Source organism: Bradyrhizobium sp. WSM1743, from assembly GCF_000473065.1.
GTDB lineage: Bacteria > Pseudomonadota > Alphaproteobacteria > Rhizobiales > Xanthobacteraceae > Bradyrhizobium.
Genome location: NZ_AXAZ01000041.1, coordinates 1 through 24506, shown reverse-complemented (window position 1 = coordinate 24506; position 24506 = coordinate 1). Strand labels below are relative to the sequence as shown.

Sequence of the window (24506 nt, the reverse complement as noted above, 5' to 3'; positions counted from 1 at the left end):
GGTCGACGTCGTTGCATACCCTAATATGCTCAATATGAGTAAATCAAAGATAGCACGCTCCGCTGCGTGCCGCTAGGTCCTGCCGCACACATTCCTGTCAATTCGCGGCTGAAACGTCAGGCGAGGCCAGATGGAAACGCAATGCTCCCGCGGCAGCTCCCCGTGGAATGCAATCGTTTTTGATTTGGGATTTTCATGCATATGCATTAAACGGGCTTTCCCGCGGCTGCTGATTTGCGGATCCGCCAACGACAGACGAGGAAGACATGTCGACACAGATCGGCGAGCTCGCTCCGGCCTCACGTTCCTCCAACTGGCGCACCCCGGCCGTCATCATTCTGTGCGGTTGTGCGATCGGCATGCTCGGCTTCGGCCCGCGTTCGGCGCTCGGCTTCTTCGTGCAGCCGATGAGCCACGAATTCAGCTGGGGCCGCGACGTGTTTGGCCTCGCCATCGCCGTGCAGAATCTGTTGTGGGGGCTGGGCCAGCCGTTCGCCGGTGCGGTCGCCGATCGCTTCGGCTTGTTTCGAGTGATGTGCGTCGGCGCCCTGCTCTATGCCGGCGGCCTGCTCTTGATGCGCTATTCCTCGACGCCGCTGTCACTGAATGTCGGTGCAGGCGTGATGGTCGGCTTTGGTCTCGCCGGCTGCTCGTTCAACCTGGTGCTCTCTGCGTTCAGCAAGCTCCTGCCGGCCGAGAAGCGCGGCCTCGCGCTCGGCGCCGGCACGGCGGCGGGATCGTTCGGGCAGTTCCTGTTCGCGCCGATCGGCGTTGCGCTGATCGATAATTTCGGCTGGCAGCAGGCGCTCTCCGTGTTCGGCTTCCTGATGCTGCTGATCATCCCGCTGTCGCTGGCGCTCTCGACGCCGCCGGTCGCAAATACGGCAAACGCGACGCCGGCGGATGACCAGACCTTCACCAGGGCGCTTGCCGAAGCCTTCGGCCACCGCTCCTACGTGCTCCTGGTGCTCGGCTTCTTCACTTGCGGATTCCAGCTCGCCTTCATCACCGTGCATCTGCCGGCCTTCCTGGTCGATCGCGGCATCTCGACGCAAACGGGCGGCTGGGTGATCGCGGCGATCGGTCTGTTCAACATCATCGGTTCGCTCAGCGTCGGCTATCTCCAGAACTATCTGCCCAAGCGCTACATCCTTTCGACCATCTACTTCACGCGTGCGCTGGCGACGCTTGCCTTCATCACATTCCCGATCACGCCGTTCTCGGCGATCGCGTTCGGCGCGATCTCCGGCCTGACCTGGCTGTCGACGGTGCCGCCGACCTCGGCGCTGGTGGCGCTGATGTTCGGCACGCGCTGGCTCGCGACGCTCTATGGCTTTGCCTTCGTCAGTCATCAGGTCGGCGGCTTCCTCGGCGTCTGGCTCGGGGGCATCGTGTTCGAAAAGTTCGGTTCCTACACGCCGATCTGGTGGCTCTCGATCCTGTTTGGCGTGCTTTCCGCGCTGATCAATCTTCCGATCGTGGAGAAACCTGTCGAGCGAGCGGTTGCGCAGCCGGCCTGATGGGCTAAACATTCCTGAAACAAGTCAGGGAGTTCAGTCGTGGCCACATTCAAGGCGATCCGGATCGACAAGGCGGACAAGGGCACCATCGCGCAGCTCACGCAGTTCGACGAAGCCGAGCTGATGGAGGGCGACGTCACCGTCCGCGTCGAATGGTCGACGCTGAACTACAAGGACGGCCTTGCGCTGACAGGCAAGGCGCCGGTGGTGCGCCGCTTCCCGATGATCGCCGGCATCGACTTTGCCGGCACGGTCGAGGCCTCCTCGCATCCGCAGTGGAAGGCGGGCGATAAGGTCGTCTGCACCGGCTGGGGCATGGGCGAGACCCATCTTGGGGCCTATGCCGAGAAGGCGCGGGTGAAGGGCGATTGGCTCGTCGCTCTTCCGCAGGGCCTGTCGGCGCGCGACGCCATGGCGATCGGGACTGCGGGCTTCACCGCGATGCTCTCGGTGCTGGCGCTGGAGAAGCACGGTCTGTCGCCAAAGAGCGGTCCCGTGGTGGTAACGGGCGCGGCCGGCGGCGTCGGCTCGGTTGCGACCGCCGTGCTGTCCAAGCTCGGCTACCACGTTATTGCCTCGACCGGCCGCGCGGCGGAAGCCGACTACCTCAAGCACCTCGGCGCCGCCGAGGTCATCGATCGCAATGAATTGTCGGCGCCGGCAAAACCCCTCGCCAAGGAGCGCTGGGCAGGCGGCGTCGACAGCGTCGGCTCGACCACGCTGGCGAATCTCCTGTCGATGACGAAGTACGGTGGCGCGATCGCCGCCTGCGGCCTGGCGGCCGGCATGGACCTGCCGTCTTCGGTCGCACCTTTCATTTTGCGCGGAGTGTGCCTTCTCGGCATCGATTCCGTGATGTGCCCGATTGAGCCCAGGAGAGCCGCCTGGCAGCGTTTGGCCTCCGATCTGGATCGGACAAAACTATCTGAAATCACTCAGGAAATTTCGCTCGACGAGGTCCCCGGATGGGGTGCGAAAATCCTGGCTGGTCAGGTCCGGGGCCGTATCGTGGTTAAAATTGTCTAATGGCGTTTAGACTTTACCAACCAAGCTGCTCCAATGTTGCCTTGGTTCGTATGGTAAGCAGCGGGTAAAGAGATAGGGCATCGCCCGCTGCGGGGGTTGAGTTCGGAGTTGAGCATGCTTGCGCGTATTATGTTGGGGGCTGTCACGGCGGCAGCGACGTTTGCGCCGGCCGTTGCTGGAAGCATGAACGCCGACGAGGCGCGCCGCTTCGTCGCCGGCAAGGTGTTCGCCTTCACCTGTTTCGACGGCACCCGCGGTGCGGGCCGCATCCTCGACGATCTCGGCGCCGCCGGCGCGGTGCAGTTCTCGGGCGCAGGCCCGGTCCGCCATCTTCGCCTGCCCGGCAATACGCTCCAGATCCGCGGCCAGAACGTCTGCGCCTCGATCAAGGGCATTCCGTTCGAGCCCTGTTTCAACCTGGAAAAGACCGATGATCGCAGCTTCCGCGGCTCGGTATCGGGCATGGGCTTCGCCTATTGCGACTTCCATCACCAGGGCGGCAATCAGATGCTGATGGCGCGGGCTTCGGCGCGGCCACGCTCGCTGCGCTCTGCAGAGCACACCGGCTCGGTCGCCGCGTCGAACACCGAGGTCGCCGCGCGCGTCGAGACCCCGCGTGTCGAGAGCAGCCGGCTCGAGCCGGTGAAGTCCGAGCCAGCGAAGAACGAAGGCCCGCTGGAGCTGCGCCGGTCGACCCAGTGAGCTGGCCAGCGCGGGACAATCCGCGCACTTTGTCGTCGAAGACGTCCATCGAACACGAAGCCGCCGTGCCGTAGTCATACGGACGGCGGCCTTCATGCGTTGGTAGCTGTTCGCGCTTCAGTTTGCGTGCGGCCGGGGGGCGGTCGCACGCAAGGGTTCGACGATGTCGCTGTATTTCTTCCGCATCAGCACCGGCCGCTATTCCGGCGCCGCCGACCTGCCGTACGAGTTCGAGGATCACGCGGCGGCCTGGACCGAGATGACCGAGGTGTGCGCCAATCTGCTCGGCGGCATCGCGCGCAGCCTGAAGCCGAACGCCGAGTGGTGCATGGAGCTGCTCGACGAGAACAAGAATCCGGTCTTTCGAATCAGCCTCGTCGGTGAGGCCGTCGGATGCAAGGCTTCCTAGATCCGACTTGAGGCTGCAATTTACAACTATGACGAGATCATTTCCCTTCGCGTTCAATCAATTAGCGTACAAAATCAGTATTTCTGCGAAGGATCTCGTTAACCAGAAGATGGAGCTCCGACCGGTATCTTCGCGGTAAGGGCGATCAACGTCCAAGCTGCCAGCAATGACTTGGCAGCTCGTTTCCAGGGGAAACGCACCGATGTTGAGTCTCTTTCGGAATCTGCAGATCGGAACCAAGCTGGCGATCGCTTCGGCTCTCGGAGGGCTGCTGGTTGGAGCCATGATCGCGAGCCAGATGCTCGGCAATGCGAGCATCCGCGAAACCAGCCAGAGCGCGCTAGCCCAGCAGCAGATCGCGCGCGACGCCGTGAAGGCCGCGGCCGCAGTTCGCGGCATGCAGCTCGCGGTACGCGACATTCGTCTCGCCAATAGCTCGGCCGATCTTCAGAAGGCCACCCGGAGCCTGGGCGAGCAGCAGAAATCGACCAATTTGCTGGTCGATGAGATGCTGAGGCTTTCTCACGAGACGGAGAATCGCGCTCGCATGGAGAAACTGGGATCGCTGGCCGCAAATTACGAGAAGGCTGCACAGCAGATTGCTGGTGTGCGCGGCGAAGCCTTGGCCGCGAGCGGCGCAGACGGCGCCGCGCGCGCCGCGAAGCTCAATGAAGACGCCGTTCGCATCGCACGCGAGATTACCCTGCCGATCGCCCGCGAGCTCGATGTGCTGATCGGTCAGATCGCCGATTACGCGACACGCAAATCCGAGGAGAAAAATGCCGCGGCCGCCGCACAAATGAGATCGAGCGAGCAGCTTGCGATCCTGGTCGGCGCACTCGCTATGCTCGTCCTCGTCGGCTCCTGGCTGATGTCGTTCCTGACTATCGCGCGGCCGATCCGCGCGCTCACCGTGGCCATGGACAAGCTCGCCGGCGGGGATTTCTCCGTGGTTCTGCCCGGTCTCGGCCGCAAGGACGAGGTCGGCGGCGTCGCTGCGGCAGTCGAAAAGTTCAAGATCGTGTCCGAACAGAAGGCGCGCGATGAGGCCGAAGCCAAGATCAGGCAGGACCAGATTGCGGCCGCGCAGCGCAAGGCAGAGATGCACAAGCTCGCGGACAGCTTCGAAGCCGCGATCGGTGAAATCGTCGATACCGTGTCCTCGGCCGCGACCGAGCTGGAGGCTTCTGCGTCGACGCTGACCTCGACTGCGGCGCGCGGGCAGGAGCTCACCACCATGGTTGCCGCCGCCTCCGAGGAAGCATCCACCAATGTGCAGTCTGTAGCGTCGGCGACCGAGGAGCTGTCGTCGTCCATCACCGAGATCAGCCGACAGGTGCAGGAATCAGCGCGCATCGCGAGCGATGCGGTGAACCAAGCCCGCACCACGACCGATCGTGTCGGCGAGCTTTCCGCTGCCGCATCGCGGATCGGCGACGTGGTCGAACTGATCAACACCATCGCCGGCCAAACCAATCTCCTGGCGCTCAATGCAACCATCGAGGCCGCGCGGGCCGGTGAGGCGGGCCGCGGCTTTGCCGTCGTTGCCTCCGAGGTCAAGGCGCTTGCCGAGCAGACCGCGAGGGCGACCGGCGAGATCGGTCAGCAGATCGCCAGCATCCAGATCGCCACCGAACATTCGGTCGGCGCGATCAAGGACATCAGCCACACCATCGAGAAGCTGTCCGAGATCTCCTCGACTATCGCGGCCGCGGTGGAAGAGCAGGGCGCCGCAACGCAGGAGATTTCCCGCAACGTGCAGCAGGCGGCGGCAGGCACCCATCAGGTGTCGTCCAACATCACCGATGTGCAGCACGGCGCGAGCGAGACCGGTTCGGCGTCCTCGCAGGTGTTGGCGGCGGCGCAATCGCTGTCTGGTGACAGCAACCGCCTGAAGCTGGAGGTCGGAAAATTCATGGATACCGTGCGCGCGGCGTAACGGCGACTGCCATTCTGATTCGGATGCTGCAATGCGCCAAGGATCGCGCGCTTCGCGTCGCAGCAGCAAATGTCTGTGCGGTTGCAACAGGCGGTTGCGAAGAAATAGCGGGCGCCGGGCCCGCCTGTAGTTTGCGTAGGATGATGTTAACGCCTGCTTGCGAATATAGGGCGCAATCTCACGGGATAAGAACTAGCCAGCATTGTTGAACTGACTTCCACCCTGTCGTCCGTCGCGACGACTGCGGCGCAGGTGATTTGCGCGTGCTGGTATCATCGGGATTTGTGTGATGTCGAAGTTGTCGATCGTCTTCAAGCTGCTGACCGTGCTCTCGGTCCTCGTGCTCTCGCTCGCCGGCGTCGGCGTGATGGCGATCGGGACGATGCAGAACATCAACGCCCATACCGTCGAGATTGCTGAGAGCTGGCTGCCGAGCGTGCGTGCGCTCGGCTCGATGCGCGCCGACATCAACGAGCTGCGCGTCGCACTGCGTCTGCACCTGATGCAGGATACCGCCGAAGGCAAGCAGGCCGCCGAAAAGCGGCTGGCATCGTTGCGCGAGCGCATCGAGAAGACCCGCAAGGTCTACGAGCCGCTGATCACGGCCGCCGAAGAGCGCTCGCTCTACGAGCAATGGACCAAGGCCTGGGCCGAGTATCTGAATGGCGTGCAGGACGTGATGGCGTTGTCGCGCAAGAACGTCGGCCGCTTCCCGACCGATGCCAACGAGCTGTTGCAGACCAAGGTTGCGAAGATGGCGCAGGCCGCCGATCCTCTGCTGCAGAAGGGCATCGAGCTCAACAACAGGGGGGCCGAGCTGGAAACGAAGCAGGCGGCCGACAGTTATGCCACCGTTTTCCGCGTGCTGGTGGGCATCATCGTCGCTGCCGTCGTGATCGCGATCGGCGCCGCCTACTATCTCGTGCGCGACGTCTCGCGCGGCATCGCCTCGATCATTCGCCCGATGCAGTCGCTCGGCGAGGGCGACCTCTCGGCCGAGGTGCCGCATCGCGGCGAGAAGACCGAGATCGGCTCGATGGCGGATGCGCTCCAGATCTTCAAGGAGGCGTTGATCGCGAAGAAGGCTGCCGACGAGGCGGCGGCGCGCGACGCCGAGGCCAAGATCGAACGCGGCCGCCGCGTCGATGCCATCACCCGCAATTTCGAGGCCATGATCGGCGAGGTCGTCGAGACCGTGTCATCGGCCTCGACCGAGCTCGAGGCGTCTGCGGCCACGCTGAGCGGCACGGCGCAGCGCGGCCAGGAGCTCGCAACCGTCGTTGCGGCTGCGTCGGAGGAAGCTTCCACCAACGTCCAGGCGGTGGCGTCCGCCTCCGAGGAGCTGTCGTCCTCCATCACCGAGATCAGCCGCCGCGTGCAGGATTCGGCACGGATGGCTGCGGAGGCCGTCGAGCAGGCGGCGCGGACCAACGAGCGCGTCAACGCGCTGTCGCAGGCGGCCGCCCGCATCGGCGACGTCGTCGAGCTCATCAACACCATCGCGGGCCAGACCAACCTGCTCGCGCTGAACGCGACCATCGAGGCGGCGCGCGCAGGCGAAGCCGGCCGCGGCTTTGCCGTCGTCGCCTCCGAGGTCAAGGCACTGGCCGAGCAGACCGCGAAAGCGACCGGCGAGATCGGGGCGCAGGTTTCGGGCATCCAGGCCGCGACGCAAGAATCCGTCAGCGCGATCCAGGAGATCGGCGGCACCATCGAGCGGCTGTCGGAGGTGTCCTCGGCCATCGCCGCCGCCGTCGAGGAGCAGGGCGCGGCCACGCAGGAGATTTCGCGCAACGTTCAGCAGGCCTCGCTCGGCACGCAGGAAGTGTCGTCCAACATCACCAACGTGCAGCGCGGCGCGATCGAGACCGGCTCTGCCTCGAGCGAAGTGCTGTCGGCGGCGAAGTCGCTGGCGACCGACAGCACGCGCCTGAAGGTCGAAGTCGCGCAGTTCCTGGTATCGGTCCGCGCGGCCTAGTGATGAGCGGTCGTTGTGCACCTCTCCCGTAGGGAGAGGTGAGTAACTCGCCTGACGCTTCAGCTGCCTGTCTGCGGCGCAGCCGGCGGCGGTGTGACCTGCCGCCGGAACAGGATGCGTTGGTAGAGCCAGCCGATCGCGACCAGCACGACGCCGAGGCACATGAACGATAGCGCGCGGTAGACGCCTGTCAGCGTCGACATATCGATGACGAAGGCTTTCAGGATCGTCAGCGCGATGACGGCGGCCGAGGCCAGCCGCGCACGCTCGGAATTGACCAGGATGCCGACGCCGAGCAGCACCACGCCGAAGGCGAGCCAGCCGACCGAATAGGTGTATTGCTCGGCACTCGTGGTGCCGCCGTAGAGCAGGACCGGGCCGTGATAGAAGCGGCGGATCTCCAGCGTCACATAGGTGAGCGCGAACACCAGGGCGCCGCCCGCAATCGTGTTCGCGTATGCGACAGGGCGATGTCCCGCTACCGAGTAGGATAGCAGCAGCAACAGCAAGGCCGGCAACGCATAGCCGAGCAGCAGCAGATTGAACACGAGGCCGCCGACATTGACGCCGGAGAACAGCAGCGGGTTCTCCAGGATCAAGAGGCCAAACACGCTGATCAGGCCGGCGATCGCCGTCAGCACGACCGCGCCGACATCGTGCACGATGCTGCGGCTGCGCAGCCGCAAGCGCTCCAGCCCGATCGCCATCGCCAGCGTGACGCAGGCTTGCAGCGCGAATTCGAGCAGTGACGGCGGTGCCGTCATGCGGCCGCCGGTCGCAAAGTGCCGGATCTCCATGAAGGCGAGCAGCGCGGTGAACAGGATCGCGGCGGTCTCGACCATGCGCAGCGGCGCATCGTCGGCGCGGCGGCGCAGGAGGACGCTCGCGGCCCAGAACGAAAGCGCCGGCAGGCCGTAGCCCCACAGCAGCCAATTGAAGATCGGTGTCGTGCCGACGGCATCGCCGACGATGCAAGGATCGTAGGCGATGCGCGCGGTAACGAGCCCCGCGAAGATGGCAGCGAGCCAGCGCAGAAACGGAATCGGGCGCTGCATCGAGATCCAGGCGGTGCCGAGCGACATCAGCGCCAGTGCGATCGTCAGCCAGCCCTTCTCCAGCGCGAAGGTCAGCGCCAGCGCCATTGCGCCGAGCGTGCCGGTCGCGAACAGGGCCGTGGAGATCGCGATGCCCGGCCGCGTCTCGCGGCGCGTGAGCGCTTCGGTCGCAGCGCCGAAAGCGGCAGCGAGCAGGACCGCGAGGATTGCGAACGGAATCGAGCGGTCGAGATGAGCGATACGCGCGTAGAGCGCGACCAGGATCGCAATCGGCGTCGCGACTGCAGATGCGGACCACACCACCGGAATGATCGCCGAGTTCGATCGGCCTTGCGCCAGGAAGCCCGCGATGCCGAAGCCGGCGGCGAAGATCGCGGCCGTCACCAGATGCAGCGTCACCGCGCTGTCGGTCGCGGTCGGTCCGATGCCTGGCATGGGGCCGCCCGGCAGCACCAGCATATCAGGATTGGCGCGCACCGCCCATTCGGCGAACACGATGAACACGGTCGCTGCAGCCGCGCCGAGGCTGCCGGTGGCCGCCGGCGCACGCCAGGCGACGAACAGCGTTCCTGCGACCAGCAGCGTGAAGGCAATCAACGCCAGATCGGCATGCCCGCTCGACAGCACGATCAACATCGCACCGAACAGATAGGCGCCGAGCGCGCCCGACGAGACCGGCTCGATCTCGCCGTCCTCGAAGCTGGGTCCGAACATGAAGCCGCAGACGACGAGCAGCGCGGCCAGCACGAAGCCCGCGATGACATGGAAGGTGTGCGGCGCGACCTGCAACTCTTCCGTATCCAGATCCGGGAAGATCCAGAGCACGGCAAAGACGATGGTCGTGACTGCAAGCCAGCGCCACAGCCGGATTCGGGCGAGACCGAAACTCGCAGCGGTCACGATCGCAAGATAGATGTAGAGCGCCCAATAGTCCGGCTTGCCGCTGGAGACGAGGATCGGCGTCACGAATGCGCCGACGACGCCGAGGCCGGCGAGCGCGGGCCCGTGCAGCAGCGCTGCGGCAAGCGTGCCCATCGCAACGATGCCGAGCAGCACGAAGGCCGTCGCAGGCACGAGGAAGCCGTAGAGCGCGTAGGCCGCGTAGATGGTCGCGAACGCCACCGCCGTGCCGGCTGCGGTGAGGATCGCGGGGATGTTGGCGATCGGCAGCGCCTGGATGCTCGAGATGCTCTCCTTGCGCCGTGTCCATTCGCCGGCACCCAGCAGCGCCAGCGCGAACAGGCCGCCGAGGAACACGCGCACGCCGGGGCCGACAAGGCCGGCCTCGATCGAATAGCGCACCATGAAGAAGCCGCCGAGCGCAAGCGCAAGCCCGCCGATCCACACCACCCAGCGGGTGCCGAGCCGCTCCTCGAAGCCGGGTGCTGCCTCCGGTACCGGAGGCGGCGCATCGGCGCTCGTGCTCGGCTCAAGCGGGGGCGGTGAAATCTCTTCGGTGACGAGCGGAGGCGGCGTCGTTTCGGCTTCCGGTGCAAGCGGCGGTGGCTCGGCGGAGGCTGGTGCGGGCGCTTCAGCCTGCACCTGCGCGGGCGTCAGCGGCGGTGGTTGCACAGGCCGCTGCGCGTAAAACTTCTCTTCGAGCAAGTTCAGCCGGCGGCGCAGCTCGGTCGCCTGGCTGGACGCCTTGATCGCGATCAGGAAGGCGATGATCGCAATGATCAGCGCAAAGACGTCAAACGGGCCGTCGAACATGAAGCCTCCAGGCAACCGGCTGGCAGGGGCCGGTACCACAAATATCAGGTCTTAGTGTTGAGCATGATCTTCCCGGAAAACCGCTACGCACTTTTCCGGATCATGCTCTAGCGCCGGGAGCGTACGCGCAAGCCCGGCGCGGGTCGCTCCTGGAGCACCTCGCGGCGGAAGCGGTAGAGCGCCGCCGGCCGTCCGCCCGTCTGTGTCGACATGATCCCGGTCGGTTCGACCAGGGCCTCCATTTCGACCAGGCGCCGAAAATTCTGCTTGTGCAGGTGCCGGCCGGAGATCGCCTCCACCGTGTGCTGCAGTTCGGTAAGTGTGAATTCAGCTGGCAAAAGTTCAAAGACGACAGGACGATACTTCAGTTTTGCCCGCAGCCGCGCGATTCCCGTGGCGAGAATCCGGCGGTGGTCGAACCGCATCGAGGTCCCGAGCGGGGGAAGCGTCTTGCGCGCTAATGCCGCAGGACGGCCGTCGCGCCGCGCCTCCTCGATCAGCCCAGCCTCGTACAAGAGCTCGTAGCGGTCGAGCACGCGTTCCTCGTCCCAGGGCGCGCCATCGAGGCCGAAATAGAACCGTACGCGGTCCTTCCGCGGCAGCGCGCGCGTCGTTTCCGGCGTCTCCTCCTCGGCCCACTTGGTCAGCGCCGGGATGATGTCGCGGGCGATGATCTCTGGCGGCTGCTCGCGCCAGTCTTCCCAGGGGAAGAATCGGTACCATGGCGCGAAGCTCGCCGCGTTTGCCGCGAGCTCGCCGTCCACAGGGCGCGTCAGCGCGAGATAGCCGATCGACACCATGTGCGCGCCGGTGTCGCCGGCTTCGGCATGACGGCCGCGATCGCCGAAGGTGTAGAGCTGCTCGACATAGCCGAGACGCAAGCCCGCCTGTTGCTCAACCCAGGCACGCAGGCCGATCTCGAAGGTGCGATGGCTCACCGCGTCGAACGGGCCGAACGGCAGGCCGGCAAGCCCGTCAGCACCGCGTGCGGTCAGGATCAGCGGCTCGTGGTTCTCGATCGCGACGATTGCGGCGGTGAGGCCAATCTCGATCGGCGTCAGCTGCGTGTCGCTCATGCGGCTGTCGTGTCGTTCAATTGAACAGAATGCCGCTTGGTTGAGACAGCCCATCCGCGGACTCGCTGCACCTCTCCCGCTTGCGGGAGAGGTCGCATCGCATCGACAGATGCGAGGCGGGAGAGGGCTCTTTCCTCTGGGGGAGTCTTCGTCGCCGAGATACCCTCTCCCGCAGGCGGGAGAGGGGGCGCACCTCCATTGTGGCGACCAGCTGTCATTCGAGCTCGATCACGAAGGGGCGGCCCTCCACCATCATCGCGCCGGGGCCCATCTCGTCGAGCGCGCGCAGCATGCGGCCGTTGCGCCCGAGTGCTCGATCGGCGAGGCTGACGATGCGCCGGTTGGGGGAGGCGATCGGCGAGGCCGCGCGGATCTTCCTGGCGATCTCGATCTCGTCGCGATTAGGATTGAGCGCGCACACGGCTGCGAACGCGCTCGCGGTGGAGCGGCTGATGCCGGCATAGCAATGCACCACCAGCGGCGCGCTGCGGTCCCAGCCGCGCACGAAGGTCAGCACCTGCTCGATATGCGTCTCCGATGGCGCGACGAAGCCGTCCATCTCCTCGGTGATGTCGTCCATGGACACCTTGAGATGGTTGGCGGGGAGCACCGACACCGGGCGTGCCACCTGCTCGACATTGGCCATCACGGTCAGCACATGGCTGGCGCCTGTGGTGCGGACAGTCTCGGGAAGCGCGGCAAGGGAACAGACGTGGATCATGGCGGACCTTTTTGGGCGATTATAACGCCCGCTGTTGGGTGGGCAAAGCGAAGCCTCACTGTCGTCCCGGACAAACGCAGCTCTTGGCAACGCGCAGCGTTGTCCAGGGCGGAGTGCGGATCCGGGACCCCATAACCACAGGATGGATTGGGTTTGGCGAAGACTCATGGTCGCCAGTTTGCGCTGCAACCGCTCCCTGTGGTTATGGGTCCCCGCGTCCGCGGGGACGACCGCGGAGTGAGACGCGCCACCAGTCACAACAGCGCCTACGCAAACACGGCGCCAAACCGCTCCAGAAACTGCTTCTCAGCCCGCGCCGCCGTCCAGGGCGTCAGGTAATCGCGCCGGACGCTGTCGGGCAGGCCGGGATCCTTGCCGAACAGGCGCCTTGCCTCGGGCTGCTTGAAGCCGGCCAGCACGGTTGCCTCGAGGTAGGCCGCACCGCGATCGGCGGCCTTGATGGCCAGCGTGATCTCCTCCGGTAGCACTGGTGGCAAACCGAATCGGATATGGATAGCGCCGAGCAGCCGTTTCTCGACCGCCTTGTAGTGGCCATCGAGCACCGCCTTGAACGGCGAGATCATGTCGCCGATCACATATTCCGGCGCATCGTGCAGCAGGGCTGCGAGCCGCACGCGCTGATCGACACGCGGCATCTCGTGCCGCAGCACGGTCTCCACCAGCAGCGTGTGCTGCGCGACCGAAAAGATGTGCGCGCCAAGGGTCTGCCCGTTCCAGCGCGCCACCCGCGCCAGCCCATGGGCGATGTCGCCGATCTCGATGTCGAGCGGAGAGGGATCGAGCAGATCGAGCCGCCGGCCCGACAGCATGCGCTGCCAGGCGCGGGACTGCGCATCGGGCGCGGTCTTCTTCGCAGTCATTTGGCCTTGAGGCGCGGCTTGCGCTGCGTCTTGCCGCAGGTGGCGTGACAGTGGCAGTCGACCAGATGGTCGTTGACCATGCCGGTCGCCTGCATGAAGGCATAGACGATGGTCGGGCCCACGAATTTGAAGCCGCGCGAGGACAGCTCCTTGGAGATCTGCACCGACAGCGGCGTCGAGGCCGGCACGCTCGCTGTGGTCTTGAACTGGTTGACCTTGGGCCGTCCGTCCATGAAGTCCCACAGCAGCTTCGAGAAGCCCGGACCCTTCTCCATGATATCGAGATACGACCTCGCGCTCAGGATCGCGCCGTCGATCTTGGCCTTGTTGCGCACGATGCCGGCATCGTTCATCAGCGCGTGAACCTTCTTGGCGTTATAGCGCGCGATCTTCTCCGGCTGGAAATCGTCGAAGGCTTTACGGAAATTGTCGCGCTTGCGCAGGATCGTGATCCAGGACAGGCCGGCCTGGAAACCGTCCAGGATCAGCTTCTCGTACAGTGCGCGGTCGTCATATTCCGGCACGCCCCATTCGGTGTCGTGATAGGCGACATAAAGCGGATCTTCGCCCGGCCAGGGGCAGCGGGTCAGACCATCGGGATGCAGACGGGGAGCGCGGCTCATGCGATGGGCTGCTTGGCTGGAATTCGAATGGCATCTGGTTCAGCGAGCGTCACAGCCAGCCCTCCAGCGGTGAGCGCCTGGCCCGCGTCGAGCGCATCGGCGACGCGGTCGATCCGCACCAGCGCGATGCCCTTGCCGCCGGCGGTCGAGCCGATCGTGCCGACCGGCTTGTCGCCGGCAAGAATGGTCGCGCCGATTTCGGGTGAAGGACCGTCGAGCAGCACCTTGACGCTGCGGGTACGTGCAGTGCCGCGATGCTGCATGCGCGAGACGACCTCCTGACCGACATAGCAGCCCTTGTCGAAATCAACGCCGGCGAGACGATCCATGTTGGTCTCGTGGGGGAACGCATCGCTGTACGTGAAATCAAGCCCTCCGCGCGGCACGCCGAGCGCGATACGGTGCGCCTCGTACTCGGCCGCATCGACCAGCTCGGCGCCGATAAGATCGGACAGCTTCTGCTTGAGATCTTCTGGGATCAGGATGCGGGTGCCGAGCCCGTCATTCCGCGGATCGGCGAAGGCAAGGTCGGGCTGGACCGCGGGCTGGCCGTCCCAGGCTGCGAGCACGCCGAGATCGCCGGAAAGGTTGTCCACCGTGACCTTGGCGCGCAATTTGTAGAACTTCAGCTTGGTGGCCAGGGTGTCCGCCAGCGCTTTCGGGCAGTCGATCAGGAACCCGCCGCCGTGACCCGCGGGCGCTTCCGTGATCAGGAAGTCCACGATGATCTTGCCCTGCGGCGTCAGCAGCGCGCCGAATCGCCCCAGGCCGGGTTTCAGCCTGTCGAGGTCGGTCGTGACCAGGCCGTTGAGGAAGTTGCGCGCATCCTCGCCCGCGACCTTGACCACGCCCCGGTCGGGAAGAAACGCCGATTTCATGCGAAAATCTCTTGCGACATGTTGCTCCGGAACGTAAGCCCGCAACGCATAAACGACAAGACCTCGAGCCCTGCGCTTGGGGATGAGAGAGGCCTTCAGCCATGAGCCAGCGTTTCGATGTGATCCTCAAGGGCGGCACCGTGGTCAACCAGGACGGTGAGGGCGTTCGTGACATCGCCATCGCGGGCGGTCGCATCGCCGAGCTGGGCCCGCTGTCGCAAGGCAGCGCCGCGGAGGTGATCGACTGCAAGGGCCTGCACATCCTGCCCGGCGTGATGGACACGCAGGTGCATTTCCGCGAGCCCGGGCTGACGCACAAGGAAGACCTCGAGACCGGCTCGCGCAGCGCCGTGATGGGCGGCGTCACCGCCGTGTTCGAAATGCCGAACACCGCGCCGCTGACGGTGACGGAGACCGAATTCACCGACAAAGTGAAGCGGGCCCACCACCGCATGCATTGCGATTTCGCCTTTTTCATCGGCGGCACGCGCGAGAACGTGCAGGACCTGCCGGTGCTCGAGCGCGCACCCGGCTGCGCCGGCGTCAAGGTCTTCATCGGCTCCTCGACCGGCGCGCTTCTGGTGGAGGACGACGAAAGCCTGCGCCGCATCTTTCAGGTGATCCGCCGCCGTGCCGCCTTCCACGCCGAGGACGAGTATCGGCTCAACGAGCGCAAATCGCAGCGCATCGAGGGCGATGCCCGCTCGCATCCGGTCTGGCGCGACGAGACCGCGGCGCTGATGGCGACGCAGCGCCTGGTCAAGCTCGCGCACGAGACGGGCAAGCGTATCCACGTGCTGCATATCTCGACCAAGGAAGAGATCGAGTTTCTGCGTGACCACAAGGATGTCGCCTCCTGCGAGGCGACGCCGCACCATCTCACGCTGGTCGCGCCCGAATGCTACGAGCGGCTCGGCACGCTCGCCCAGATGAACCCGCCAGTGCGCGGGGCCGATCATCGCGCCGGCATATGGCGCGGCATCGAGCAGGGCATCATCGACGTGCTCGGCTCCGACCACGCCCCGCATACGCTCGAAGAGAAGCAGAAGACCTATCCGGTCTCGCCTTCGGGCATGACCGGCGTGCAGACGCTGGTGCCGATCATGCTCGATCACGTCAACGCGGGTCGGCTCTCGCTGGCGCGCTTCGTCGACCTCACCAGTGCCGGCCCCGCACGCCTCTACAACATGGCCTGCAAGGGCCGCATCGCCGCCGGTTACGATGCCGACTTCACCATCGTCGACCTGAAGCGCAGCGAGACCATCACCAACAAATGGGTCGCGTCCAAAGCCGGCTGGACGCCCTATGACGGCGTCCGTGTCACCGGTTGGCCCGTCGGCACCTTCATCCGCGGCCGCCGCGTGATGTGGCAGGGTGAGCTGATGACCCCGTCGCAAGGCGAGGCGGTGCGGTTTCTGGAGACGCTGAAGCAGTAGGGTGCTGTGCTGGGGCCACGTAGTGCCTCCACGCGCGTCATTGCGAGCGCAGCGAAGCAATCCAGGCTCTTTCTGCGGCGGCAGTCTGGATTGCTTCGCTGCGCTCGCAATGACGAGGGAAAGGTCGTAGCCCGCATGAGCGAAGCGATATGCGGGGTTTCGCCCATTCCCGGGTTTCGCTACGCTCACCCGGCTACGGCTTTTAACGCGAGGCGACAATGTCCCAACCGACACCCCTCATCACCACCGAGCAACTCGCCGCCATGCTCGGCGATCCCAATCTTCGCCTCTACGACTGCACGACGTACAACGAGCCCGTCCCGCCGGGCAGCGATGTACCTTATCGCGCGGTGCCCGGCGACAAGACGTTCGCGGCCGGCCACATCCCGGGCGCCGATTTCCTCGACCTGCAAGGCGAGTTCTCCGACACCTCGTCGCAATACTTCTTCATGATGCCCGATGTGGCCCAGCTGGAGATCGCCTTCGGCCGCCACGGCCTCGGTGCGAGCAAGACCATCGTGGTCTACAGCATCGGCACGATGATGTGGGCAACGCGGTTCTGGTGGATGCTGCGCTCGCTCGGCGCCGATGCTCGCGTGCTCGACGGTGGTTTCGACAAATGGAAGGAGGAGGGGCGGCCGGTCGAGACGGGCGCACCGAAGGGCTATCCACCCACGATCTTCAAGGCCGCGCCGCGCCCAGGATTCTTCGTTGACAAGACCACCGTGAAGGCGCGGATCGGCGATCCCGCGACGGTCATGGTCAACGCGCTCGGGCCGCAGTTTCACCGCGGCCTCGAGCCGAGCCGCTATGGCCGGTCGGGCCGCGTGCCCGGCAGCGTCAACGTATCAGCCGCAACGCTCGTGAACGCCGACAAGACGCTGACGAGCCTTGCAGATGCGGAAGCGAAGTTCGCGGCCCAGGGCGTCACGCGCGACAAGAACGTGATTCTCTATTGCGGCGGCGGCATCTCGGCGACGATCGACCTCTTCTTGCTGACGCAACTCGGCTACGACAAGCTGACGCTCTACGACGCATCCATGGGCGAATGGGCGAGGGACCCGTCGCTGCCGATCGAGACGGATTAGAGGATTGCTGTTACCCTCCCCTGGAGGGGGAGGGTCGATCGTGCGAAGCACGAGCGGGGTGGGGTGACAGTCTCTCGCCATGGGCGGTGCCCCTGTGGAGAGATCACCCCACCCCGCTTCGCATTGCGCTTTGCTCCACGCGAAGCGACCCTCCCCCTCCAGGGGAGGGTAAGAGCCCCGAGTAACAAGATTGGGAACCTTTCGCCTGGGCCTGCATCCAATGTCCGGAACCAATGGAGATAAGGTAACCGCCATGCCAGGGACCGCAGCCAGCCTGTCCGCTCACGCCAGGACATCGGAAGCCGCGCTGATCGACCGCGCGCGGCACCGGGACGAGACCGCTTTGCGCGAGATCATGCAGGCCAATAACCGCCGGCTCTATAGGCTTGCCCGCGGCATCCTGCGCAGCGACAGCGAAGCCGAGGACGTGGTGCAGGAAACCTATGTCCGCGCATTCACCCATCTTGACGGCTTTCTTGGTGAGTCGGCGCTGTCGACGTGGTTGTCGCGCATTGCGATCAACGAAGCGCTCGGACGCGCACGCGGTCGGAAGCCCCAGGTCGAACTGGGATCGCTGCCGGAGGCAGTGCTCGAAGCGCAGATCATCCAGTTTCCGCTTTCGTCCGCCGCAACTGATCCGGAAAAGTCCATGGCCCAACGCGAGATCCAGCGCGTCGTCGAACACGCGGTCGATGAACTGCCCGACACCTTCCGCATGGTCTTCATCGCGCGGGTGATGGAGGGAATGAGCGTGGACGAGACCGCCGAGCTGCTCGGCATCAAACCCGAGACCGTCAAGACGCGGCTGCACCGTGCGCGCACGCTGTTGCGCGCGAATGTCGAGAAGAAGATCGGTCCGGTCGTGCTGGATGCGTTTCCGTTCGCCGGCCGGCGCTGCGAGCGCCTGACCGAGGCGGTTCTCAGGCGCCTTGGCGTGGCCGCGTAATTTTCCGGGAACGTTCGCGCGAAATCGGCATCCAACCTGTGCAAGCAACACGCCGGAAACTGTTCCGGCTCCACAGGAGTGTCAAGCCATGTTGATCCGATGGAGCGCGGCGGCCGCCGCAGCAATTCTATTGTCGAGTCCCGTACTGCTGCAAAGTGCCAGCGCAGCCGACAAGCCCACCGATCCGCAGATCGCACATGTCGCCTATACCGCGGGCGTGATCGACATCAAAGCGGCCAAGCAGGCACAGAAGAAGGCAAAGAGCAAGGACGTCAAGGCGTTTGCCGAGGACATGCTGCGCGACCACGAGGCCGTCAACAAGCAGGCGCTCGCGCTGGTCAAGAAGCTGAACGTCACGCCTGAAGACAACGACACCAGCCGCGCGCTGTCGAAGCAGGCGAGCGACAAGCTGGCCGAGCTCGACAAGCTGAGCGGTGCTGCCTTCGACAAGGCCTATGTCGCCAACGAGGTCGCCTACCACAAGGCGGTCAATGGCGCGCTGGAGACGCAGCTGATCCCGTCTGCGAGCAACGCGGAGCTGAAGAGCCTGCTGCAAACCGGCCTGAAGATCTTCCAGGGTCATCAGCACCACGCCGAGCACGTCGCGGCCGAGCTGAAATAGGAGCGTCAGATGATGCCGGGACGCCTCGCTTCGATCGCACTTGCGGTCGTCCTCCTGTCGATGGTCGTCCCGGCGCGTGCCGCGACCATTCGCATCACGATGGAGAATCTCGTGATCTCACCAGCCGAAATGTCGGCGAAGGTGGGCGACACCATCGAATGGATCAACAAGGACGTGTTCGCCCACACCGCCACCTCAGAGAATGGCGATTTCGATGTGAACTTGCCGCCGAAGAAATCGGCGACATTCGTTCTGAAGAAGGCGGGAGCGATCGACTACTACTGCCGCTATCATCCCAACATGAAGGCGACGCTCAAGGTTGCGCCGTGATGGAGGGAAGGACCGCATCCCCGATCGTCTCAGGAACATCTCCCGCTCATTGCAAGACTAACGCTTGTCCGCGGGGAACGGCTTTCGTGCGATAAATCGCAGCAGACTTCGCGACGACTTCACAAAGTCATTCATCCGTTTACTGGCCCCGCCCGAATGGCGGGGTCATTTTTGGAAATGGGCTTACTGCCTGGAGATGCCGACCGAGAATTCGCCGTTGCGAATGCGGCCGGGAAAGCCCTCGACGAACTTCGCCACCGCGTCCTCGCCATAGGTCCCGACGAGCTCGGCCAATGCGGCGAACAGGCTCGCCTGCGCCAGGCAATCACCGTCGACGCCGTCATGGCGCGCCTCTGCCCAGGCCTCGTTGAGATAGCTCAGGGCAGCCTGTTTCTGCTCGTGATCGGGCAGCGGCGCGCGGGCGGGGGCGTAGGAAATCGGCTGGCTCATGAAACTCGATCAGGGCTGGGGCGCGATCCACGGCGATGCGCTGTGCGAGAGGTGTAGCACGGGCGTTAACGACCGCTAGGCCACATCTTTAAGAACGGTTAACGGCTGTGAACAAAGTCGATGACAGGGTTCCTGCTCCCTGTCATTCCGGGGCGCGACGAAGTCGCGAACCCGGAATCCATCAGGCTGCAGAGACGATGGATGAATGGATTCCGGGCTCGCGCTGCGCGCGCCCCGGAATGACACGTGGAGAGTGTTCAGTTCGCGTAGCGCGCCGTGAGATCGCGCGAGATCTTCGAGCCTTCCTCGATGTAGCGGCGGATCGCCACCGTCGCGGCCGGCGTGCAGCTCCGGTAGGTCTGCTGAAAGCCGTTATAGCCGCGGTTGAAACCGGCGATCATGCGGGTGCGGCGCTCGCCGGAGGGGGTTTCGGCATCGATCAGCGCCTGCATCTCGTTGCGCCATTTGTTGCCCTCGTTGGATCCGCAGATGCCGCGCAGATAATGCAGCCCGCCGAGGATCTCCGCCAACCGCTGCAAATCGCCGTCAAACGGCGCCGCCACGTCCTGGGCCCTCGCGGGCACGGAGGCGCAGGCGAGAATCAGGGCAAAAATGGCCAGAAATCGCGTGGACATCGGCGGCTGTATGCCCCCTCGGGACGGCGGGCGCAAGGCGGGCCGTCAGGCCCCAAGCAGCCGGTGGGCGGACAGGATGACCTCCTCCAGTCCGCCGGTCAGCTTGAGGTCGCCGAGGCTCGCGAGGGCATCCGGCGCGATCCAGCGGTAATCGTCGAGCTCGTCGTTCAAGGCCGGTTCCTTCGCCCTCCAGCGGGCGGCAAACGACATGATCAAATAATGGCCGGCGCCGGCCGCGGCCGGCAGCACCTCGCGCCAGCCCGCGAGGCCAATGATCTCGATGCGAAGGCCGGTTTCCTCGTCGACCTCGCGGCTCAGGGCCTGATGCAGCGATTCGCCGAACTCGACCCGGCCGCCCGGAAGCGAATAGAACCCCTTGGCGGGCGAGCGGGCGCGGCGGACCAGCAGCACCTTGCCGTCACGGAAGATGGCCGCGCTGACCGCAAGCTGGGGGTGGGTGGGCTGGACGACGGCGGCCAATCTCGTCACCTATCCGGCCGAGTTCGCCATGATGGTGTCGACGTCGGCTTCCGCCCCGCCATTGATGATGCCGCCGCAGGCCGCGATCAGCGGCTTGACCCAGAGCGTGGCCTGCTCGGCGAGGCGGACGCGGGTCGTGTCCTTCTCGACCTCGCGCATGGCCGAGCCCACCGCGGTCAGGATCGAGGTCATGGTATCAGTGATGTGGTCGAACTGGGCGCGCACGTTGGGATCGGCCTTCTCATAGGCCTCGATGGCGAGGTCCCGCGCCTTGAAATTCGACGCCGTGAAATGCTCGGCATAGGACAGCGGCGTCCAGGTCAGGAAGTCTTCGGCGCATTCGGGCATATCGGGGACCATTTCGAGCAGCATGACGGCTTCATTGAAATGGTTGAGATAGTCGGTGGCAAGCCCGGTCCGCGGGTTGATGTTGGCCACGCGCAGCCGTTCGGCCCAGGCGGCCGCCTCGGGGCCCGTCTGTACATGCGTGCGCGCGGGTTTGGAGGCCGTTGAGCTCATCTGCCGCAGTGTTAACGTTCGGGGTTAAAAGGACCTGAACGGACCCTATATAGGCCCCCAAGGATGTGTGGACGCTTCGTCATAACTTCGGCCCCCGCGGCTTTGCGGCAACTGTTCGGCTATGTCGAGCAGCCGAATTTCCCGCCCCGGTACAATGTCGCCCCGACAGAGCCGATTCCGGTGGTGTTGGTTGAGAACGGCGCGCGCCATTTCCGCCTGATGCGATGGGGGCTGTTGCCGGGCTGGGTCAAGGATCCGCGCGGGTTTACGCTCCTGATCAACGCCCGCTCCGAGACCGTGCTGGAGAAGCCGGCGTTCAAAAATGCGATTCGCCGCCGGCGCGGCCTGATTCCAGCCGATGGCTATTACGAGTGGAAGTCGGAGGGCGGCCGCAAGCAGCCCTTCTTCATCCACCGCGCCGACGGCGAACCGCTCGGCTTTGCCGCGGTGTTCGAAACCTGGGTCGGGCCGAACGGCGAGGAGCTCGACACGGTCGCGATCGTCACTGCCGCGGCGGGCGAGGACCTCGCCGCGCTGCATGACCGCGTGCCCGTGACCATCAGCCCGCGCGATTTCGAGCGCTGGCTCGATCATCGCAGCGACGAGGTCGACGCGATCCTGCCGCTGATGACCGCTCCGCGCATCGGCGAATTCGCCTGGCACCCCGTCTCCACCCGCGTCAACCGCGTTGCCAATGACGACGCGCAACTCGTGCTGCCGATCAGCGCGGAGGAGATGGAGACGGAGGCAGAGGCGGCCAGGCCGAAGAAGGCGGTGCGGAAGGTTGCCGCCAGCCCGGCGGATGACGGGCAGGGATCGTTGTTCTAGGCAGCGGAGCGTGCGGCAGCGCTACACAATCTCCCGCGCCCGCAACGCCGCGATCTCCGCCGCATCAAACCCCAGCTCGCCCAGCACCGCATCCGTATCCGCCCCAAGCTCCGGCGCCATCCGGTCCAGCCTACCGCCGCCATGGGCGAGCTTGAAGCCGCTGCCGGCAAAGCGCAGGCGGCCGTATTGCGTATCCAGCTCCTGGATCGCGCCGCGCGCCTTCACTTGCGGATGGTCGATGACCTCCTCGACTTTCCAGATGCTGGCGCAGGGCGCGCCGGCGTCTTCCAAAATCGTCTCCCATTCACGCGCCGGCCTTTGCGCCAGCGCCTCTTCGATGATGGCGCGGAGCGCGCCCTCGTTCTCGTTGCGCGCGAACCAGTCGACAAAGCGCGGGTCAGTGAGCGTGTCCTCGCGGCCGAGCGCGTTCATCAGCGCGCGATACTGCTTCTCGTTGTTGACGGCGAGCAGGATGTGGCCGTCGCCGCATTTGAACAAATTCGCCGTGGCCCTGCGGCTGACCGCCTGGTTGCCCGAGAGCGTTTGGCGATGGCCGGCAACCGACCAGTCCGCGATCTGGCCGGAGAGAAACGCCAGCGTCGCCTCCAGCATGGAGACGTCGATGAGCTGGCCCTTGCCGGTGCGGTCGCGCTGGTACAGCGCGCTCGACACGCCGAACGCGGCCGTGGCGCCCGAGAGCACGTCGCACACCGCAAAGCCCGCGCGGGTCGGCCCAGTCTCGGGATGGCCCGTGATGGCCATGATGCCCGACAGCGCCTGCATCTTGCCGTCATAACCGGGCCGCAGGCGATCCGGGCCGGTCTGGCCGAAGCCGGAGACTGCGCAATAGATCAGCTTGGGATTGATCGCCGACAGCGCCTCATAGCCGATGCCGAGCTTGTCCATCACGCCTGGGCGAAAATTCTCCATGACGACGTCGACCTGGGCCACGAGCTTCTTCACGATCGCGATCGCCTCCGGCTTCTGCAGGTCGAGCGTCAGACTGCGCTTGTTGCCGTTGATGGCCTGGAACGCCGGCGCCAGCCCGCGCTCGGCCCATTCGCGGCTGAGCGGCGTGCGGCGCATGTCCTCGCCCTCGCGCCGTTCGACCTTGATGACGTCGGCGCCGAGCAGCGCGAGCTGGTAGCTCGCATACGGGCCGGCCAGCACTTGCGTGAAGTCCAGGATCTTCACGCCCTCGAACGGTCGCGTCACGCCGCTCTCCCTTGGTTTATTGTTGTTGGAGGACGTCAGGCGGCGCGGTTGCCGCGCGCGATCTCCTTTTGCTTGTCGAATTCGGCCCGGCGGCGGGCGAGCTCTTCCGGCGAGAGCTGCGCGACGTTGTTGTAGTCGAGCTTCCAGGAGGCATCCTCGCTCCAGCGCAGCGGCGACTGCATCGTGGTCTGCGGGCTGCTGGCGGACTCCAGCAGCCGAAGCGCGAGCTCGAGCGTCTGGGCCTGCGAGGCGATGTCGTGCGGCTTGCCGGCGGAATTGCCGAGCGGGAAATCGCTGAACAGGAAGCGCGGCACGGCGGCGTGCTCGACGATGTCCTTGGCGCAGCCCATGATCACGGTCGCAATCCCGTTGCGCTCCAGATGCCGCGCCACCAGCGCCGTGGTCTGGTGGCAGACCGGGCAGTTCGGCACCAGCACCGCGACATCCACCTTGTCGGCCAGGCAGCGCGAAAGAATCTCCGGCGCGTCGGTATCGAGCGTGACGCGATGGCTGCGGTTGGTCGGCGCGCCGAAGAAGCGCTGGCTCACTTCGCCGATCCGTCCCGCGGCGCTGGCCTTCAAGAGCTGCGGCAGCGGAAACCAGCTTCCGCTGTCGGTGGCCGAAGTGTGCTTGCGGTCGTAGCCGATGTGCGAGATGCGCAGGTCGTGTGGCTTGGACGTGTCGCCGTCATAGACCTGGTAGAACTTCGCGCTGCCGTTATATGCCGCGCCCGGCCCCTGGTCGCCCTTGGCCGGATCGTAAGGCGCAGCCGTGGTGATGATGGTGACGCGCGATTGCGCCAGCGGCTTCTTCAGCGGCTGGAACGGCGCCTCGGTGTAATGCGCCCAGCGATACGGCGTGGTGTAGCCGATCGCCGCGTAATAGTCGCGCGTGCGCTGCATGTAGGGGACGGGAGAATCGTAGTCGGGCGCAAAGCCGAATTCGTCGTCGCGCGGAGCGGACATGGCGCGTCTCCTGGTTCTTGGTTGGGGCCAGATTAGAGATAGTTTTGGTGTTGCTCAACGGGGGGCGGGGCAGCGCAGGACAGAATTGCAGATGAGGACGGTGCGGCACGAACGGTGCCTCTTACCCTTCCCCTGGAGGGGGAGGGTCGGCTCACATTGAGCGCAGCGAAAATGTGAGACGGGGTGGGGTTGAGCTGCTGCCGGTTTGATGGACACCGAGATTAGGTGTTTCATGAAGCCGGAGGTGGGCGATGAAGAGACGGAAGTTCAGTCGCGAGTTCAAGATCGAGGCGGTCAAGCTGGTTAGGGAGCGTGGGGTGTCGGTGGCGCAGGCCGGGCGCGACCTGGATGTTCATGAGAACGTTCTGCGCAAATGGGTGAAAGAGTTCGGCTCCGATCCGGTGCAGGCCTTTCCCGGCCACGGGCAGATGAAGCCGGAGCAGCAGGAGATCGAGCGGTTGCGCCGTGAGG

At 65.2% G+C, this 24506-nt stretch carries 25 protein-coding genes; 13 read left to right on the top strand and 12 right to left on the bottom strand.

What is annotated here, in order from left to right; genetic code table 11:
* The first annotated feature begins 266 nt into the window (after window positions 1-266).
* The 6 genes from YU9_RS0123060 to YU9_RS0123035 all read left to right on the top strand — a co-directional run bounded on the left by YU9_RS0123060 (window position 267) and on the right by YU9_RS0123035 (window position 7574).
* Window positions 267-1520 carry an MFS transporter gene (locus YU9_RS0123060; RefSeq protein ID WP_027574918.1) on the top strand — a complete coding sequence of 418 codons (1254 nt, stop codon included), beginning with the start codon at window positions 267-269 and terminating at the stop codon, window positions 1518-1520.
* A gap of 39 nt (window positions 1521-1559) precedes the next feature.
* A complete protein-coding gene (locus YU9_RS0123055; protein WP_027574917.1) occupies window positions 1560-2546 on the top strand; it encodes an MDR family oxidoreductase in 987 nt (328 codons plus the stop codon).
* Between the two features lie 114 nt (window positions 2547-2660).
* Window positions 2661-3248, top strand: a complete 588-nt coding sequence (locus YU9_RS0123050; protein ID WP_027574916.1) for a hypothetical protein — start codon at window positions 2661-2663, stop codon at window positions 3246-3248.
* Between the two features lie 163 nt (window positions 3249-3411).
* The gene (locus YU9_RS0123045) at window positions 3412-3657 is read left to right on the top strand and encodes a hypothetical protein (protein ID WP_027574915.1); all 246 of its coding nucleotides are present in this window, start codon (window positions 3412-3414) and stop codon (window positions 3655-3657) included.
* A 202-nt stretch (window positions 3658-3859) separates the two neighbouring features.
* The gene (locus YU9_RS0123040) at window positions 3860-5596 is read left to right on the top strand and encodes a methyl-accepting chemotaxis protein (protein WP_027574914.1); all 1737 of its coding nucleotides are present in this window, start codon (window positions 3860-3862) and stop codon (window positions 5594-5596) included.
* A 289-nt stretch (window positions 5597-5885) separates the two neighbouring features.
* The gene (locus YU9_RS0123035) at window positions 5886-7574 is read left to right on the top strand and encodes a methyl-accepting chemotaxis protein (RefSeq protein WP_027574913.1); all 1689 of its coding nucleotides are present in this window, start codon (window positions 5886-5888) and stop codon (window positions 7572-7574) included.
* Between the two features lie 59 nt (window positions 7575-7633).
* On the opposite strand, the gene YU9_RS0123030 is transcribed toward YU9_RS0123035, so the two are convergent.
* The 6 genes from YU9_RS0123030 to YU9_RS0123005 form a co-directional block, all read right to left on the bottom strand.
* The gene (locus YU9_RS0123030) at window positions 7634-10342 is read right to left on the bottom strand and encodes a DUF2339 domain-containing protein (RefSeq protein ID WP_027574912.1); all 2709 of its coding nucleotides are present in this window, start codon (window positions 10340-10342) and stop codon (window positions 7634-7636) included.
* Window positions 10343-10449: 107 nt separating this feature from the next.
* Entirely contained in the window at window positions 10450-11418 is a 969-nt protein-coding gene (locus tag YU9_RS0123025) for an NAD regulator (RefSeq protein ID WP_027574911.1), read from the bottom strand.
* A gap of 214 nt (window positions 11419-11632) precedes the next feature.
* Entirely contained in the window at window positions 11633-12139 is a 507-nt protein-coding gene (locus YU9_RS0123020) for a tyrosine phosphatase family protein (protein ID WP_027574910.1), read from the bottom strand.
* A gap of 266 nt (window positions 12140-12405) precedes the next feature.
* Window positions 12406-13020, bottom strand: a complete 615-nt coding sequence (locus tag YU9_RS0123015; RefSeq protein ID WP_027574909.1) for a YfbR-like 5'-deoxynucleotidase — start codon at window positions 13018-13020, stop codon at window positions 12406-12408.
* Window positions 13017-13643, bottom strand: coding sequence for a DNA-3-methyladenine glycosylase I (locus YU9_RS0123010; protein ID WP_027574908.1), 627 nt, complete (start codon window positions 13641-13643; stop codon window positions 13017-13019). The genes YU9_RS0123015 and YU9_RS0123010 overlap by 4 nt, the downstream gene beginning before the upstream one ends.
* Complete coding sequence (locus tag YU9_RS0123005; RefSeq protein ID WP_027574907.1) at window positions 13640-14521, bottom strand: folate-binding protein YgfZ; 882 nt, start codon at window positions 14519-14521, stop codon at window positions 13640-13642. Before YU9_RS0123005 ends, YU9_RS0123010 begins: the two co-directional genes overlap by 4 nt.
* Before the next feature lie 101 nt (window positions 14522-14622).
* Between YU9_RS0123005 and YU9_RS0123000 the strand changes: the two genes are divergently transcribed.
* The 5 genes from YU9_RS0123000 (at window position 14623) to YU9_RS0122980 (ending at window position 18943) form a co-directional block, all read left to right on the top strand.
* Window positions 14623-15957 carry a dihydroorotase gene (locus YU9_RS0123000; protein ID WP_027574906.1) on the top strand — a complete coding sequence of 445 codons (1335 nt, stop codon included), beginning with the start codon at window positions 14623-14625 and terminating at the stop codon, window positions 15955-15957.
* 218 nt (window positions 15958-16175) lie between these two features.
* A complete protein-coding gene (locus YU9_RS0122995) occupies window positions 16176-17045 on the top strand; it encodes a sulfurtransferase (protein ID WP_027574905.1) in 870 nt (289 codons plus the stop codon).
* 253 nt (window positions 17046-17298) lie between these two features.
* Window positions 17299-17991: an RNA polymerase sigma factor gene (locus tag YU9_RS0122990; RefSeq protein WP_027574904.1), complete on the top strand. Its 693-nt coding sequence runs from the start codon at window positions 17299-17301 to the stop codon at window positions 17989-17991.
* 88 nt (window positions 17992-18079) lie between these two features.
* Complete coding sequence (locus YU9_RS0122985) at window positions 18080-18613, top strand: DUF4142 domain-containing protein (protein ID WP_027574903.1); 534 nt, start codon at window positions 18080-18082, stop codon at window positions 18611-18613.
* A gap of 9 nt (window positions 18614-18622) precedes the next feature.
* Window positions 18623-18943 (top strand): cupredoxin family copper-binding protein, encoded by a 321-nt coding sequence (locus YU9_RS0122980; RefSeq protein ID WP_027574902.1) that lies wholly within the window; start codon window positions 18623-18625, stop codon window positions 18941-18943.
* Window positions 18944-19126: 183 nt separating this feature from the next.
* Here YU9_RS0122980 and YU9_RS0122975 read toward each other — a convergent pair whose 3' ends face one another.
* The 4 genes from YU9_RS0122975 to YU9_RS0122960 form a co-directional block, all read right to left on the bottom strand.
* Window positions 19127-19393, bottom strand: a complete 267-nt coding sequence (locus YU9_RS0122975; protein WP_025034564.1) for a hypothetical protein — start codon at window positions 19391-19393, stop codon at window positions 19127-19129.
* A 257-nt stretch (window positions 19394-19650) separates the two neighbouring features.
* Window positions 19651-20028 (bottom strand): TIGR02301 family protein, encoded by a 378-nt coding sequence (locus YU9_RS0122970; protein ID WP_027574901.1) that lies wholly within the window; start codon window positions 20026-20028, stop codon window positions 19651-19653.
* Window positions 20029-20073: 45 nt separating this feature from the next.
* On the bottom strand, window positions 20074-20508 hold the full coding sequence (locus tag YU9_RS0122965; protein ID WP_027574900.1) for an NUDIX hydrolase: 435 nt from the start codon (window positions 20506-20508) through the stop codon (window positions 20074-20076).
* 9 nt (window positions 20509-20517) lie between these two features.
* Window positions 20518-21027 (bottom strand): hypothetical protein, encoded by a 510-nt coding sequence (locus YU9_RS0122960; RefSeq protein ID WP_027574899.1) that lies wholly within the window; start codon window positions 21025-21027, stop codon window positions 20518-20520.
* 63 nt (window positions 21028-21090) lie between these two features.
* Between YU9_RS0122960 and YU9_RS0122955 the strand changes: the two genes are divergently transcribed.
* Complete coding sequence (locus YU9_RS0122955) at window positions 21091-21855, top strand: SOS response-associated peptidase (RefSeq protein ID WP_027574898.1); 765 nt, start codon at window positions 21091-21093, stop codon at window positions 21853-21855.
* Window positions 21856-21876: 21 nt separating this feature from the next.
* Here YU9_RS0122955 and YU9_RS0122950 read toward each other — a convergent pair whose 3' ends face one another.
* Window positions 21877-23070 carry a CaiB/BaiF CoA-transferase family protein gene (locus tag YU9_RS0122950; protein WP_027574897.1) on the bottom strand — a complete coding sequence of 398 codons (1194 nt, stop codon included), beginning with the start codon at window positions 23068-23070 and terminating at the stop codon, window positions 21877-21879.
* A 35-nt stretch (window positions 23071-23105) separates the two neighbouring features.
* A complete protein-coding gene (locus tag YU9_RS0122945) occupies window positions 23106-24035 on the bottom strand; it encodes a glycine reductase (protein WP_027574896.1) in 930 nt (309 codons plus the stop codon).
* 251 nt (window positions 24036-24286) lie between these two features.
* Between YU9_RS0122945 and YU9_RS0122940 the strand changes: the two genes are divergently transcribed.
* On the top strand, window positions 24287-24506 hold a 220-nt coding region (locus YU9_RS0122940; protein WP_027574895.1), incomplete at its 3' end, for a transposase.